The sequence below is a fragment of the Streptomyces sp. NBC_00989 genome, from assembly GCF_045162655.1.
In the GTDB taxonomy this organism is placed as follows: domain Bacteria; phylum Actinomycetota; class Actinomycetes; order Streptomycetales; family Streptomycetaceae; genus Streptomyces.
Window position 1 is genome coordinate 5,532,895 of the sequence record NZ_CP108728.1, and the last position, 13,689, is coordinate 5,546,583.

At 67.6% G+C, this 13,689-nt stretch carries 11 protein-coding genes; 6 read left to right on the top strand and 5 right to left on the bottom strand.

Annotation, left to right across the window (positions count from 1 at the left end):
• Positions 1-41: 41 nt before the first annotated feature.
• The 3 genes from grpE to OG714_RS24210 form a co-directional block, all read right to left on the bottom strand.
• Positions 42-704, bottom strand: coding sequence for a nucleotide exchange factor GrpE (grpE, locus tag OG714_RS24200; protein ID WP_366098568.1), 663 nt, complete (start codon positions 702-704; stop codon positions 42-44).
• Positions 701-2,545 carry a molecular chaperone DnaK gene (gene dnaK / locus OG714_RS24205; protein WP_406123988.1) on the bottom strand — a complete coding sequence of 615 codons (1,845 nt, stop codon included), beginning with the start codon at positions 2,543-2,545 and terminating at the stop codon, positions 701-703. The genes grpE and dnaK overlap by 4 nt, the downstream gene beginning before the upstream one ends.
• A gap of 96 nt (positions 2,546-2,641) precedes the next feature.
• Positions 2,642-3,664, bottom strand: a complete 1,023-nt coding sequence (locus OG714_RS24210; protein WP_406123989.1) for an MraY family glycosyltransferase — start codon at positions 3,662-3,664, stop codon at positions 2,642-2,644.
• Positions 3,665-3,904: 240 nt separating this feature from the next.
• Between OG714_RS24210 and OG714_RS24215 the strand changes: the two genes are divergently transcribed.
• From OG714_RS24215 to OG714_RS24235, 5 genes are all read left to right on the top strand, one after another.
• Positions 3,905-6,196, top strand: a complete 2,292-nt coding sequence (locus tag OG714_RS24215; RefSeq protein WP_406123991.1) for a (Fe-S)-binding protein — start codon at positions 3,905-3,907, stop codon at positions 6,194-6,196.
• A 196-nt stretch (positions 6,197-6,392) separates the two neighbouring features.
• Entirely contained in the window at positions 6,393-6,794 is a 402-nt protein-coding gene (locus OG714_RS24220; protein WP_406123993.1) for a hypothetical protein, read from the top strand.
• Positions 6,795-6,850: 56 nt separating this feature from the next.
• Positions 6,851-7,222, top strand: a complete 372-nt coding sequence (locus tag OG714_RS24225; RefSeq protein ID WP_406123995.1) for a hypothetical protein — start codon at positions 6,851-6,853, stop codon at positions 7,220-7,222.
• A 343-nt stretch (positions 7,223-7,565) separates the two neighbouring features.
• Complete coding sequence (locus tag OG714_RS24230) at positions 7,566-9,062, top strand: FG-GAP and VCBS repeat-containing protein (protein ID WP_406123997.1); 1,497 nt, start codon at positions 7,566-7,568, stop codon at positions 9,060-9,062.
• 116 nt (positions 9,063-9,178) lie between these two features.
• Entirely contained in the window at positions 9,179-10,207 is a 1,029-nt protein-coding gene (locus OG714_RS24235) for a YIP1 family protein (RefSeq protein ID WP_406123998.1), read from the top strand.
• A gap of 1,112 nt (positions 10,208-11,319) precedes the next feature.
• Here OG714_RS24235 and OG714_RS24240 read toward each other — a convergent pair.
• The gene (locus OG714_RS24240; protein ID WP_406124000.1) at positions 11,320-11,649 is read right to left on the bottom strand and encodes a hypothetical protein; all 330 of its coding nucleotides are present in this window, start codon (positions 11,647-11,649) and stop codon (positions 11,320-11,322) included.
• A gap of 886 nt (positions 11,650-12,535) precedes the next feature.
• Here OG714_RS24240 and OG714_RS24245 point away from each other — a divergent pair.
• Positions 12,536-12,967, top strand: coding sequence for a hypothetical protein (locus tag OG714_RS24245; RefSeq protein WP_406124001.1), 432 nt, complete (start codon positions 12,536-12,538; stop codon positions 12,965-12,967).
• Between the two features lie 112 nt (positions 12,968-13,079).
• Here OG714_RS24245 and OG714_RS24250 read toward each other — a convergent pair whose 3' ends face one another.
• Positions 13,080-13,652 carry a S1 RNA-binding domain-containing protein gene (locus OG714_RS24250; RefSeq protein WP_406124003.1) on the bottom strand — a complete coding sequence of 191 codons (573 nt, stop codon included), beginning with the start codon at positions 13,650-13,652 and terminating at the stop codon, positions 13,080-13,082.
• Positions 13,653-13,689 lie beyond the last annotated feature (37 nt).

Consider the following 13,689-nt stretch of genomic DNA (forward strand, 5'->3'; position numbering starts at 1 on the left):
CCTCCTTCTGTCCGCTCGATACGTCGGCTACGTCAGCTACGTCAGCCCTCTTCAGGGCCGTTGTCCTTCTCGTCGCCGGCCTCGGACTCGTCCTCCGCCTTGCCGGTCCCCGTAGCCCCGGGCTGCGGCTCGGCCACGGCCACCCGCGCGGGGCGGATGGTGCGCTCGCCGATGCGATACCCGGGTTGCAGGATCGCCACGCAGGTCGTCTCGGTGACGTCCGGCGCGTACGAGTGCATGAGGGCCTCGTGGATCGTCGGGTCGAAGGGCTCGCCCTCCTTGCCGAACTGCTGCAGTCCCATCTTCGCCGCGGCGGTCTCCAGTGATTCCGCCACCGACTTGAAACCGCCGACGAGTTCACCGTGTTCCCGCGCGCGGCCGATGTCGTCGAGCGTGGGCATCAGCTCGGTCAGGAGGTTCGCCACGGCGATCTCCTTGACCGCGATCCGGTCGCGCTCGACCCGGCGGCGGTAGTTCTGGAACTCGGCCTGGAGCCGCTGGAGGTCCGCGGTGCGCTCTTCGAGCGCCTTGCGCACCTGGTCCAGCTGGGCCGTCAGACCGGCGATCTGTGCACTTGCGTCCCCTGCCGGGGCCGCCCCCTCCCCACTGCTGGAGGGGGAGGCGGCCTGCGGCTCGGCGTCGTCGGGGGTGGCGCCGGAGGGGACGTCGGGCTTCTCGTCGAAGCCCGGAGTCTCCTCCGTCACGCGGCACCGTCCTTGCGCTCGTCGTCCACGATCTCGGCGTCCACCACGTCGTCGTCCGCCTTGGGCGCCTCGGCACCCGGGGCGTCGCCGGCCGCGGCCTGCCCGGCCTGGGCGTCGGCGTACATGGCCTGGCCGACCTTCTGGGAGACGGCGGAGACCTTCTCCGTGGCGGTGCGGATCTCGGCGGTGTCCTCGCCCTTGAGTGCGGCCTTCAGCTCCTCGACGGCGGCCTCGACCTCGGTCTTGACCTCGCCGGGGACCTTGTCCTCGTTGTCCTTGAGGAACTTCTCCGTCTGGTAGACGAGCTGCTCGCCCTGGTTGCGGGACTCGGCGGCCTCGCGGCGACGGTGGTCCTCGTCCGCGTACTGCTCGGCCTCCTGGCGCATGCGGTCGACCTCGTCCTTCGGCAGCGAGGAGCCGCCGGTGACGGTCATCTTCTGCTCCTTGCCGGTGCCGAGGTCCTTGGCCGTGACATGCATGATGCCGTTGGCGTCGATGTCGAAGGAGACCTCGATCTGCGGGACACCACGCGGGGCCGGCGGCAGACCGGTCAGCTCGAACATCCCGAGCTTCTTGTTGTACGCCGCGATCTCGCGCTCGCCCTGGTAGACCTGGATCTGCACGGAGGGCTGGTTGTCCTCGGCGGTGGTGAAGATCTCGGACCGCTTGGTCGGGATCGTCGTGTTCCGCTCGATCAGCTTGGTCATGATGCCGCCCTTGGTCTCGATACCGAGGGACAGCGGGGTCACGTCGAGGAGCAGGACGTCCTTGACCTCACCCTTGAGGACACCGGCCTGGAGGGACGCGCCGATGGCGACGACCTCGTCTGGGTTGACGCCCTTGTTGGCGTCCTGGCCGGCCGTCAGCTCCTTGACGATCTCGGCGACGGCGGGCATCCGGGTGGAGCCACCGACGAGGACGACGTGGTCGATCTCGTTGATGGAGATGCCGGCGTCCTTGATGACGTTGTGGAACGGCGTCTTGCAGCGCTCCAGCAGGTCGGCCGTCAGCTGCTGGAACTGAGCGCGGGTGAGCTTCTCGTCCAGGTGCAGCGGGCCCTCGGCGGACGCCGTGATGTAGGGCAGGTTGATCGAGGTCTCGGTGGAGCTGGACAGCTCGATCTTGGCCTTCTCGGCAGCCTCGCGCAGACGCTGCAGGGCCATCTTGTCCTTGCCGAGGTCCACGCCGTGACCGCTGGCGAACTGCTTCACCAGGTAGTCGACGACGCGCTGGTCCCAGTCGTCACCACCGAGGTGGTTGTCGCCGTTCGTGGCCTTCACCTCGACGACGCCGTCGCCGATCTCCAGGAGGGACACGTCGAAGGTGCCGCCACCGAGGTCGAAGACGAGGATCGTCTGGTCGTCCTTGTCGAGGCCGTACGCCAGCGCCGCCGCGGTGGGCTCGTTGACGATGCGCAGGACGTTGAGACCGGCGATCTCGCCGGCTTCCTTCGTCGCCTGGCGCTCGGAGTCGTTGAAGTAGGCCGGGACGGTGATGACCGCGTCCGTGACCTTCTCGCCCAGGTAGGCCTCGGCGTCGCGCTTCAGCTTCTGCAGGATGAAGGCGCTCATCTGCTGCGGGTTGAAGTTCTTCCCGTCGAGCTCGATCTTCCAGTCCGTGCCCATGTGGCGCTTCACGGAACGGATGGTCCGGTCAACGTTCGTGACCGCCTGACGCTTGGCCACCTCTCCGACGAGCACCTCGCCGTTCTTGGCGAAGGCGACGACGGACGGCGTGGTCCTGGCGCCCTCTGCGTTGGTGATGACGGTGGGCTCGCCGCCTTCAAGAACGCTGACGACGGAGTTAGTCGTGCCCAGGTCGATGCCGACCGCACGTGCCATGGTTGATTCCTCCAGCAATGACTTGAGTGGAACGGACTCAAGTGTGCACGACACTCACCGCTGGGTCAACAGAGCTGAGTCGACCAGGCTCAACTCTTATCCGTTCCTTACACGCAACTGAGCCCTGACCTGCGTGGACGCGGCACGACGTGCCCCGTAGACAGCGACTTTAAGCAGTCCGAACACGACCACCAGGGCCCCGCCCGCCACCCACGCGACGGCGGATTCGCCCACCCACCCGTTGTGCACGAGCACCCCGACAAGCACTCCGGAGAACCCCCCGATCGCGAGCAGCACCACCGCCCCCTGCGGAGTGAGCCCCAACCGCCGCAGCCGGTGGGCGAGATGGTCCGGCCCGCCCCGCAGCAGAGCCCGCCCCGCCAGCCGCCGCGACAGCAGCACCAGTACGGCATCCGCACTCGCGACGGCGGTGAGCGCGAACAACACCCCCGCACTGGACGCGAACCCACGCCCGGCCTGCGTGACCACGGCGGCCGAGGCGAGCACGAACCCCGTGAACAGCGACCCGCACGCACCGAGCGCGATTCGCGCGGGATGCCAGTTGTGCATCAGGAACCCGGTGAGCGCGGCGGCCAGCACACTCAGCAACACCGCGAGCCCGTCCATCACTTCCATCGCGGCGCAGGCCCCCACCCCGAAGGCGGTGATCACCCCCACGGTCCCCGCGAGCCCGTCGGCGTGGTCGAGCCCCTTGAAGGCACCGGCGACGAACACGATCCAGACCGCGGCCAGCAGCCCGCCGGGCACCCCCAGTTCGCCGTACGGCACGACACAGGCGGCCGCCACCGCCGTACCGAGGACCAGGAACCGGGTCTTCAGCCGCCAGACGTCGGCGACGAGCCCGAGCGCGGCCACCGCGGACCCGGCGGCGAGCAGCCCGCCGACGCCGTCACCGAGGGGCGCGGCACCGGTCCAGTCACCGGCGCCGGTGACCAGTGCGGCGGCGACGACCACGGCGAGTCCCCCGAGCAGCGGTACCGGTCGCGTCCGGCGCCGCCGGTCGACGAGACCGGCCTTCAGGGCGGGCACCCGGAGCAGTGCGGCCAGGAGGGCGGAGAGGAGGAGGGCGGTCGTGGCGGCGAGAATCCCGTAGAGCACGGATCTAAATTAGACGCAAATGTACCAATTCAGTACGAATAACACGATCGGACCGTAACAAGCTTGGGAACAAGCCCGGAGCAGGCCTTTTTAGGCAACCCTCAGCGACACAGATCACCGCACGGCTGGCTACAGTGCGACGCAAGATAGGGGTAGTCTCGGTCGAACCGATTAAGTTACCGCTTAGTAATGTGCTGAGTGGTAATGCCATGACCCCTCGCAGGCCCGAGGAGCCCTGAAATGCAACTCGCCGCGATCATCGTGTCGCTGGTACTGATCGTGGTCGGTGTGGCGCTGTTCGCCCGCGCCGTCCTACAGATCTACACCTTCATGCGACTCGGCCAGAACGTGCCAGCGGGCACCCGCACCGACGAGCCCGTCCAGCGCACCGTCACCGTGGCCAAGGAGTTCCTCGGCCACACCCGGATGAACCGCTGGGGTGTCGTCGGAGTCGCGCACTGGTTCGTGGCGGTGGGCTTCTTCTCGCTGCTGCTGACGATCGTCAACGCCACCGGCCAGCTCTTCAAGGCCGACTGGCTGCTGCCGATCATCGGCGAATGGGCGCCGTACAACGTCTTCGTCGAGTTCATCGGCACGATGACGGTCCTCGGCATTCTCGCCCTGATCGTGATCCGCCAGCTGAGCAAGCCGAACCGGCCGGGCCGCAAGTCCCGCTTCGCCGGCTCCAACTTCGGCCAGGCGTACTTCGTCGAGGCCGTCATCCTCATCGTCGGCGTCTGCATCTTCATGCTGCACGCGCTCGAGGGAGCCCAGCACCACGTCGACGCCTACGAGGCGTCCTTCTTCATCTCCTACCCCGTGGTGTCGGCGCTGGAGCACCTGGACGTCTCCACGCTCCAGAACCTCACGTACCTCTTCGCGGGCGTGAAGATCGCGACCTCCTTCATCTGGATGATCACGGTCGCCCTGAAGACGGACATGGGCGTGGCCTGGCACCGTTTCCTGGCGTTCCCCAACATCTGGTTCAAGCGCAACGCGACCGGTGAGACGTCGCTGGGTGCCCTGCTGCCGATGACGTCGGGCGGGAAGCCGATCGACTTCACCGACCCGGGTGACGACGACGTGTTCGGTGTCTCCCAGGTCGAGCAGTTCTCGTGGAAGGGTCTGCTGGACTTCTCCACGTGTACGGAGTGCGGGCGCTGCCAGTCGCAGTGCCCGGCGTGGAACACGGGCAAGCCGCTGTCCCCGAAGCTGCTGATCATGTCGCTGCGGGACCACGCCCATGCCAAGGCCCCCTACCTGCTCGCGGGTGGCGGCAAGTCCATGGAGGGCGAGGAGAAGGCCACCGAGGAGCAGCTCGCCGGCGTTCCCGCGGCCGCGCTCGCGGAGGCCGAGCGCCCGCTGATCGGGACGGCGGAGGAGAACGGGGTCATCGACCCGGACGTCCTGTGGTCCTGCACCACCTGCGGCGCCTGCGTCGAGCAGTGCCCGGTGGACATCGAGCACGTCGACCACATCGTCGACATGCGGCGTTACCAGGTGATGATCGAGTCGGCGTTCCCGTCGGAGGCCGGGACGATGCTGAAGAACCTGGAGAAGAAGGGCAATCCCTGGGGGCTGGCGAAGAAGCAGCGCCTGGAGTGGCTCAAGGAGGTCGACTTCGAGATCCCGGTCGTCGGCCAGGACATCGAGGACCTCACCGAGGTCGAGTACCTGTACTGGGTCGGCTGCGCCGGCGCGCTGGAGGACCGGGCGAAGAAGACGACGAAGGCCTTCGCCGAACTGCTGCACATCGCGGGCGTGAAGTTCGCGATCATGGGCGGCGACGAGAAGTGCACCGGCGACTCCGCCCGCCGCCTGGGCAACGAGCCGCTGTTCCAGGAACTCGGCATGGAGAACGTCATGGCGCTGAACACGGCGTTCGGCGAGGAACTCGACGACGACGGCAAGGTCGTGGCCGGGTCCGCGAAGCCGAAGTCGGCGAAGAAGATCGTCGCGACCTGCCCGCACTGCTTGAACACCATCGGCAACGAGTACCCGCAGCTCGGCGGCGACTACGAGGTCATCCACCACACCCAGCTGCTCCAACACCTCGTCGACGACGGCAAGCTGGTCCCGGTGACGCCGGTCGAGGGCATCATCACCTACCACGACCCCTGCTACCTGGGCCGCCACAACAAGATCTACACACCCCCGCGCGAGATCATCGCCAGCGTCCCCGGCCTGCGCAACGAGGAGATGCACCGCCACAAGGAACGCGGCTTCTGCTGCGGCGCCGGCGGCGCGCGGATGTGGATGGAAGAGCGCATCGGCAAGCGCATCAACAACGAACGCGTCGACGAAGCCCTGTCGTTGAACCCCGACATCGTCTCCACGGCCTGCCCCTTCTGCCTCGTCATGCTCACCGACTCCGTCAACGGCAAGAAGAACGACGGCAAGGCCAAGGAATCCATCCAGGTCGTCGACGTCGCCCAACTCCTCCTCGACTCGGTCAGGAAGCCCGCCGATGACGAGCCCCCGGCGGGCACCGCGGAACCGGAGAACGCCCCGGAGCCCCAGCCGGTGAAGTAACAACCAGCCCGTCCGCTACGACGACGCCCCGCACCCTCATCGGAGGGCGCGGGGCGTCGTCGTAGCGTCCGCCGTCCGTCCCCGTGGTGTAGCGCGCTACACCACGGATCCGGGAGGGCGGTCCCTCGTGACGGCGGGCGCGCGACGGAATCGTAGAGGGCAGAGATCACGTCCCCTACTTCCCCTAGGAATTCCCGTGAAGTCGCTGCTCGCCACCGTGAAGTCGTTCGTCGCCAACCTGCTGCTGTGGTCGTTCTTCGTCGGCGGCCTCACCGCGAGCACGGCCTCCGGGGCGGTGCTGGACGGTACGGCGAAGACCGTCGCCACCTACGCCGGAATCGCCGTCTCCCTGCTGACCGGTTCACGCATCGCGAAGAAGCCGAAGATCAAGGCGTTCCTGTCGAAGTCGTCGACGCTGTGGTTCCTGTTCCTCTTCAACGGCGGTGTGGCGGCGTTCTGTTACCTCTCCATGGACGGCGTCAAGGGCATCGCGACCGCCGCGGGCATGGGCCTGGTCTCCCTGGGCGCGGCGGGCGGCCTGATAGCGAACCGCCGCGAGCCGGCCACCAAGGCGCGGGTGGATGAGCCCTGGGCCTGACCCCGACCCGATGCCCCCGCAGTCCCCCAGGCAGAAATCACCCCCGAAGGACTTCCATGACCACGAACCGCCGCCGCATCCGCCGTACGGCCACCCTCGCCACCACAGCCGCAGCCATAGCCCTCGCTGCCGGACTACTGACGGCCTGCGACCCAACCAACCCCTCTGACACCTCCGATGCCTCCAGCTCCCTGAGCTGTCTGAAGAGCTGGAACACGATCTCCGACAGCCTCAGGGCGATCCACGACAACGAATCCATCGCCAAGATCGACGCCGACTCGGACAACACCAAGGTCGACAAGGCGGTCGACAACCTCAACAAGGCGATCTCCGACTACAACAAGGCCATCCTGAACGGCGACACGAACCCCGACTCCAGCAAAATCGACGCGGCGACGACCCAGCTCAAGAACGTCTGCACGTCGTAAGCCACGACGTAGGGAAGGCGGACGCGGCACCCGGCGTGCAGGCGAGACGCGACCGCGCCCCCTCACCCCGGCCCAGAAGCGGGCGGCCCGACAGTCACTTCGCGACGTGCGCAAGTGGCAGCCCAGGGAGGCAAGTTGAGCCCTGGCAGTCGTCATCGCCGCACCCGGCCCGACAGCCCCACCCACCTCTGAAGTCACGTACAACCTTTACGCACCACCGCAGGTCTCCTGATCGCCAACCACCCGTGAAGCCACGGACAACTCCTGGCAAACACGGACGGTCCGCACCCCATCGACGCGGATGCCCGCCACGCATCCCCCGCATGCCGCAGGAGAACCCCGCATGCACCAGAAGCATCACCCGCACCTGCGCCTCGCCCTCGCGACGGCCGTCGCGGCCGCGCTCACGGGCGGTCTGCTCACGCTCTCGGCGACGACGGCCACCGCCGCGGACTCGTTCAAGGTCGCGAAGGCCGACTTCAACGGCGACGGCTTCGGCGACGTCGTGGCCTCGGCCCCCGGCGCCTCCGTCAGCGGCCACGCCAACGCCGGCCAGATAGTCGCGCTGTACGGCAGCGCCTCCGGCGTGACCTCGGCCAAGCGCTCGGTCATCAGCCAGAACTCCGGCACCGTGCCCGGCACCGCCGAGGCCGGCGACTGGTTCGGCGGCGCGACGGCGTACGCCGACTTCAACGGCGACGGGTACGACGACCTCGCCGTGGCCTCGCCGAGCGAGAAGGTCGGCACCGACACCGACGGCGGCGCCCTCGCGATCCTGTGGGGCTCGGCGAGCGGCCTCACCGGCAAGAGCAGCGACGTACCCGACCCGGCCGTCTCCTCGCACGACTACTGGGGCCTGTCCCTCGCGGCGGGCGACTTCGACGGCGACGGCAAGGCGGACCTGGCGGTGGGCAGTTCGGCCGCCACCCTCTATGTCTACAAGGGCGGCTTCAGCAGCTCCACCGGCCAGCCCGGCGGCCGTTACACCGTCAAGCCCCCGATCCAGCCCGGCAGTTCGGGCTTCCCGTACGGCCCGGAGCAGCTCACCGCCGGTGACGTGAACGGCGACGGCCGTACCGACCTGGTGGTCGACGGCTACGAGACGCAGACCGACAACGGCTGGAACACCAACTACTACCTGCCCGGCACCGCGACCGGCCTGAGCGTCGCGGGCGTCAAGACCCTCAAGCCCGGCATCGTCACCGGCATCGGCGACATCAACGGCGACGGCTACGGCGACATCGTCACCGGCGCCGACTGGGACGCGACCACCAGCGCCGGCCAGACCATCCCCGACGCCGCGAACGGCGGCAAGGCCAGCATCACCTACGGTTCCGCGTCCGGCCCGGCCTCGACCACCGGCATCACCCAGAACACCGGGAACGTACCCGGCAGTTCGGAGAAGGGCGACGGCTTCGGCTGGGACCTGGACCTGGGTGACGTCAACGGCGACGGCTACCAGGACCTCGTGGTCTCCACCCCGGCGGAGGACCTCGGCAGCGTCTCCAACGCCGGCATGGTCACCGTCATGTACGGCTCCGCGAGCGGCATCAACACCTCCACCGGCCTCCAGTCCTTCGCGCAGAGCACCGCGGGTGTCCCCGGCACCGACGAGAAGAACGACCTGTTCGGCGAGGACGTCAAGCTCGACGACGTCAACGGCGACGGCAAGGCGGACCTGATCATCGGCCAGGCCGAGGACGGCGGCGACGGAGCGGTGACCTACCTGCCCTCCACCGGCACGAAGATCGGTACGACCGGCTCCCGCGCCCTCTCCGTGACCTCGGTGGGCGTCTCCACCTCGGGCACGGCCCAGTTCGGCTCCCTCTTCGCCGACTAGGACCCGCCCCGGCCTGCACTTCTTCTCCGCCGGGCCCGTGTCGACCGAGCACCACGGCCGACACGGGCCCGGCCCCTGTCACCCCCTCAGGGCTCCCACCGGATTCCCCTTAGGGGATGTCACAGGTCGGCAGCAAAGCCCCGCCCGAAACCCCCGCCCCGGCACGTGTCCGCGCGGAACCAGGTACGTTCGATGACGTGGCTGGATTCAGGATCGGACGCGGCGGCCGGGACGGCAGGGCCCCGCAAGCGCGCCCTCAACAACCTCCGTACGGGCAGCAGGCACCCCCGGTGCCGCAGGGACAGCCGTACGGCTACCCCGCGGCCCCGCAGCCGTACCCGCAGCAGCAACCGCAGTACGGAAGCCCTGCGGGCGGCGGCCGGCAGTGGTCCCAGGGGAACGGCGGCAACGGCGCCTACGGCGACGAGCCGGAGTATTTCGGCGACGGCGGTGGGTACGGCCAGGGTGGTCACCCGGGCACCCCGGACCCGTACGCGGCGAACAACCCGGGCAGCACCCAGGCCTTCGCCGTAGGTGAGGACCCGTACACCCAGGGCGGTACGTACCGCGCGGGTTCGGCCCAGGCGCCCACGGGCCCGGTCGGCCCCCGCCTGCACTGGAAGGACCTGCTGAGAGGCATCGTCCTCGCCCCCCAGCAGACCTTCCTCCAGATGCGGGACTACACGATGTGGGGCCCCGCCCTGATCGTGACGTTCCTCTACGGCCTGCTCGCGGTCTTCGGCTTCGACGGCGCCCGCGCGGACGCGATAAGCGCCACCCTGGCGAACGCGGTCCCGATCGTCCTGATCACGGCCGTGGCGATGGTGCTGTCGTCCTTCGTCCTGGGCGTGGTCACCCACACCCTGGCCCGCCAGCTGGGCGGCGACGGAGCCTGGCAGCCCACGGTCGGCCTCTCCATGCTGATCATGTCCCTCACGGACGCCCCCCGCCTGGTCTTCGCCATGTTCTTCGGCGGTGACGCGACCTTCGTCCAGGCCCTCGGCTGGGCCACCTGGGTAGCGGCCGGCGCCCTCCTCACGATGATGGTCACCCGCTCCCACGACCTCCCCTGGCCAAAGGCCCTGGGCGCATCGGCGATCCAACTCATCGCCCTGCTGTCGATCGTGAAACTGGGCACCTTCTAGAGGCTCCTCGGCTACGACAGCTTTTCCGCTACGACGACGAAGGGCTCCCGGTTCACGCCGGGAGCCCTTCGTCGTCGTACGAGATGCTGTCGCCACTGCTCAGGCGTCGAGGACCTGACCGGTTCGGCGTACGACCGGCGGTTCGACGGACCACCAGTTCCCTCTACCCGTCTAGACGATCGCGCTCGGACTTGTGACGCTCGCGGTCGTCTTCGATGCCTCGATCGTCCCTAGCATTGCCTTACCGATCAGCACGGGAGTCTCGGTGCTAGGAGCAGCCTCGCTTTTGGTACGGAGCACACAGCAGAGGAGGAGTCAGGTCGCGGAAGCACGAGTCGACGAGTAGGCCACCGGACTCCGACCCCTCTCAGAACAGCGACGAACGGGTCTGGAGCGGCTGGCCCGCCGCCACTTCGGTCACCATCCGGCCAACTACCCCTGAGCAGGAGGACCAACCGTCATTGCGCTGCATCTACCCTCCGTACATGGTCGACATTGAGCTTCCACCGGCGTTGATCGCTCTCCAACTCAACGTGTACTCAGCTCGGTTGAGGGTTGTCGAGCATGTTCGTGCGCATGGGCCGATAGGTGGCTGGAGCCCTGACGTCGATGCTGAGGGAGCCAGACTGCAACAAGCTATTGAAGCGGGTGAGGCTGCACTTCGGAGGGCGATCGAGGAGAGCGGCCTGGAACGAGAGCATGGCCAGCGCGCGGTTCGCCGGGCGCTCATGGCGGCAGCCGCACCTCAGATGTCAGATCGGCCCGGAATCACGACTACGCCAGATTCCACATGAGTGTCTAACTGCGTGACAACGCCGACGAACACCGGCGGACGCCCACGCACACCCACGGAACATCCCAGCAGCTCAGAGCCACACCGCCCCAAGGCAGAGCCCCCACCCCAGTTGCTTCGGGACGAAGAAGTCCTTGCCCAATGCTTCGTCATCACGATTCCGCCGTCGCCGCATGCTCTGACGGACGTCACCAGGCAGCGTGGCTGAGGCCGGTGGGGGTACAGCGAGGCACGCGCGCGCCTGATCCATTGACGCACCCGCCATCGTGGCTGACTGTCGTCGGCTGAGGTACGAGCACCAACAATGCCCCGCATCCGGTCAGTTCGAAGGCGTGAAGCCGGCGGACTGATCGAGGTGAAACGCGGAGCCAGGAGCCGTCGGAGTCCAACCCTCACGCAGGGCAAGCCGAACAGCCGCGGCAACACCGGACGGCAGCACAGGCTCAGCCTCACGACCGAACCAGTTGCTCGAATGCGGCTGGTCGGTGGTGACCACGAGCGTCACGCCCGGGATGTCCGCATGCTCGACCACGAACGTGCACGGCGACCAAGCCAGCCCCTGGAAGTACGTCGGCCTCCCTCGCAGCCGCCAGCGGTAGACCGTGCCGTCGACAACGATCCGTCGTGAACCCTTGCGGACCAGCGCCATGACTCCCCCTTCAACAGCGTCGATGCTAGCGAGTCCGGCCCTGCTCTCCGTCTCAGTTTCCGTCCCATTCAGCACCGTTCACGACCGTTCAGACGGGACCGGGGGACGTAACGGACCAGCCGATCGGCCGCCCATGAACGCAGGTGAACAGCCCCGGGACGCACCACCAGAGTTGGAAAGCGTGTTGAAAGCAACTCGTCATGGGCGGATCGGAGGCAGCTTCCGGCGCTTCCGCCCGCCGCGACCGTTAGGGACCGTATCCCGGCCACGCGCCACCAGGATGCAGCCGACCACGCTGACCACTGCAAAGCAGGTGGCAAGGATGACGCCAAGCGGCTGGCGGTCTCCGGTCAAAGATCCCGCGGCGCGTATCAACTGCCCTGCTCCGAGGGTCAGTGCGCCCCAGCCCACGAGGGTGCTGGCGTGCCTGCGGCGTTGCCGCCAGACGAACCACATGCCAAGAGCCAGGCAGATGGCACCACTGGCCCCGAAAGCCACTGCATTGAACATTCCCGCCTCCGGACGGAAGCGTACCGATCCAGGAGGTGTGAGGAGCTGGTGAGTTGACGGCAACGACGGCACACAAGCTGAAGCTCCGAGCGTCAGCGATCAGCTCACAGGCTGCCGGAGCCAGTGCCCAACGGTTGCCCAAACCCATGGCCAGACACTCAGACTGCGGTACGAAGTCCTCGCACCACAACCGCACCAGATCCAGCGGGGAACAGCGGGGAACAGCGGGGAACCACGGTGAAAGCAACCGAGCCCTGCGAGACCCCTGTTCGACCTTTCGCCCAGGTCACCGCGCGTACCGCCCCCAATCCCGCAGCTTCCCAAGCTGAGAGCTTCGCCCGCGCCCCTCGTCTGATGGCTGGGTAGGGTTTGCAGGGTGCGCTACCTGACAGAAGCCTTCATCATCGGGGCCCTGAAGCGAGGTCGGCCGGTGGAGCAGTTCCTCGGTCCGGTCAGTGCTCCGAGGCCACTTGGCGTCAGCTACGTCGAGGTCCGCCCAGTGAATGCGTCATACGAGGTCTACATCCATGCCGTTGAGGATGTCGGGTGTGAGGCGTTCCTCGACCTGGGCGAGTTTCCACCGCTCGACGCCGACGCTGGCGAAGAAGAGTTCGGCCGGCTCGTTGCCGTGGCCGAGGACCCGTCGAACGCGGTGGCCGCTGCCGAGGAGGCCACGGGCGCAGTGCGGGAACGGTGGGTCAACGAGAACATCGTCCAGGACGAATACGGCGACTTCGTCCGAGCGGGCCGGCCCTCGGACCAGTCCCCCGACGGACACCCCTGGCCAACTCGTGGAGCACGCAGCTAGTGCTGTGACCGCCTAGGTTCACCGGGTTGGAGCGGTGCTTCCCTTGCGCGGAGCGGGCGCTCAGACGCTCAGGAACGCTGGTGCGAGGAACCGTCGCGGGAACGTGCGGGAGTCACGGGTGGTCGGAGGAGCTTTGTCGTCGAGAGAGAACCAGCCTGCGTCGCTCCCGGTCGATTTCAGTGACGACGACCGTGACCTCCTCGCCGGCCTGGACGACATCTGACGGACTTTCCACGGGCGTCGATGCGAGCTCTCGCAGGTGGACCAGCCCCTCGATCCCGTCGGCGACCTGGACGAAGACGCCGAACGGGACCAATTTGGTGACCCGTCCGTGCAGTTTCTGCCCCACCGCGGTGCGGTCGGCGAATATCTGGAAGGGGTCCGGCTGTGTCGCCCGCAAGGACAGCCTGGCCTCCAGGTTCCATGTGTCGAACTGGAGGAACTCGGCCGAGACGCGCTGTCCGACCTGTACAACGTCGAAGGCGGTTTCGATGCGCCGCCAGGACAGTTCGGGGATCGTGATGAACCCGACGCCGGGGAAGACCGGGTGGTCGGGGCCGTCGTCCAGTGCCGCGAACACGCCGAACCGTTCGATCGCTGTGACGGTGCCGGAAAGGATGTCGCCGTAGTGCAGTGATTCCAGGAACGCCCAGAGTTCTGGGTTCTCGGACCGTCCGCCCATCATGCTCCCAGCCTTTCACAAGGAGCTGCGCACTCGGCGG

Bases quoted from the DNA above. Each gene is read 5' to 3' on its own strand.
- dnaK (WP_406123988.1), bottom strand. From the start codon at position 2,545: ATGGCACGTGCGGTCGGCATCGACCTGGGCACGACTAACTCCGTCGTC.
- OG714_RS24215 (WP_406123991.1), top strand. From the start codon at position 3,905: ATGCAACTCGCCGCGATCATCGTGTCGCTGGTACTGATCGTGGTCGGT.
- OG714_RS24225 (WP_406123995.1), top strand. From the start codon at position 6,851: ATGACCACGAACCGCCGCCGCATCCGCCGTACGGCCACCCTCGCCACC.
- OG714_RS24230 (WP_406123997.1), top strand. From the start codon at position 7,566: ATGCACCAGAAGCATCACCCGCACCTGCGCCTCGCCCTCGCGACGGCC.
- OG714_RS24235 (WP_406123998.1), top strand. From the start codon at position 9,179: ATGTCACAGGTCGGCAGCAAAGCCCCGCCCGAAACCCCCGCCCCGGCA.
- OG714_RS24240 (WP_406124000.1), bottom strand. From the start codon at position 11,649: ATGGCGCTGGTCCGCAAGGGTTCACGACGGATCGTTGTCGACGGCACG.
- OG714_RS24250 (WP_406124003.1), bottom strand. From the start codon at position 13,652: ATGATGGGCGGACGGTCCGAGAACCCAGAACTCTGGGCGTTCCTGGAA.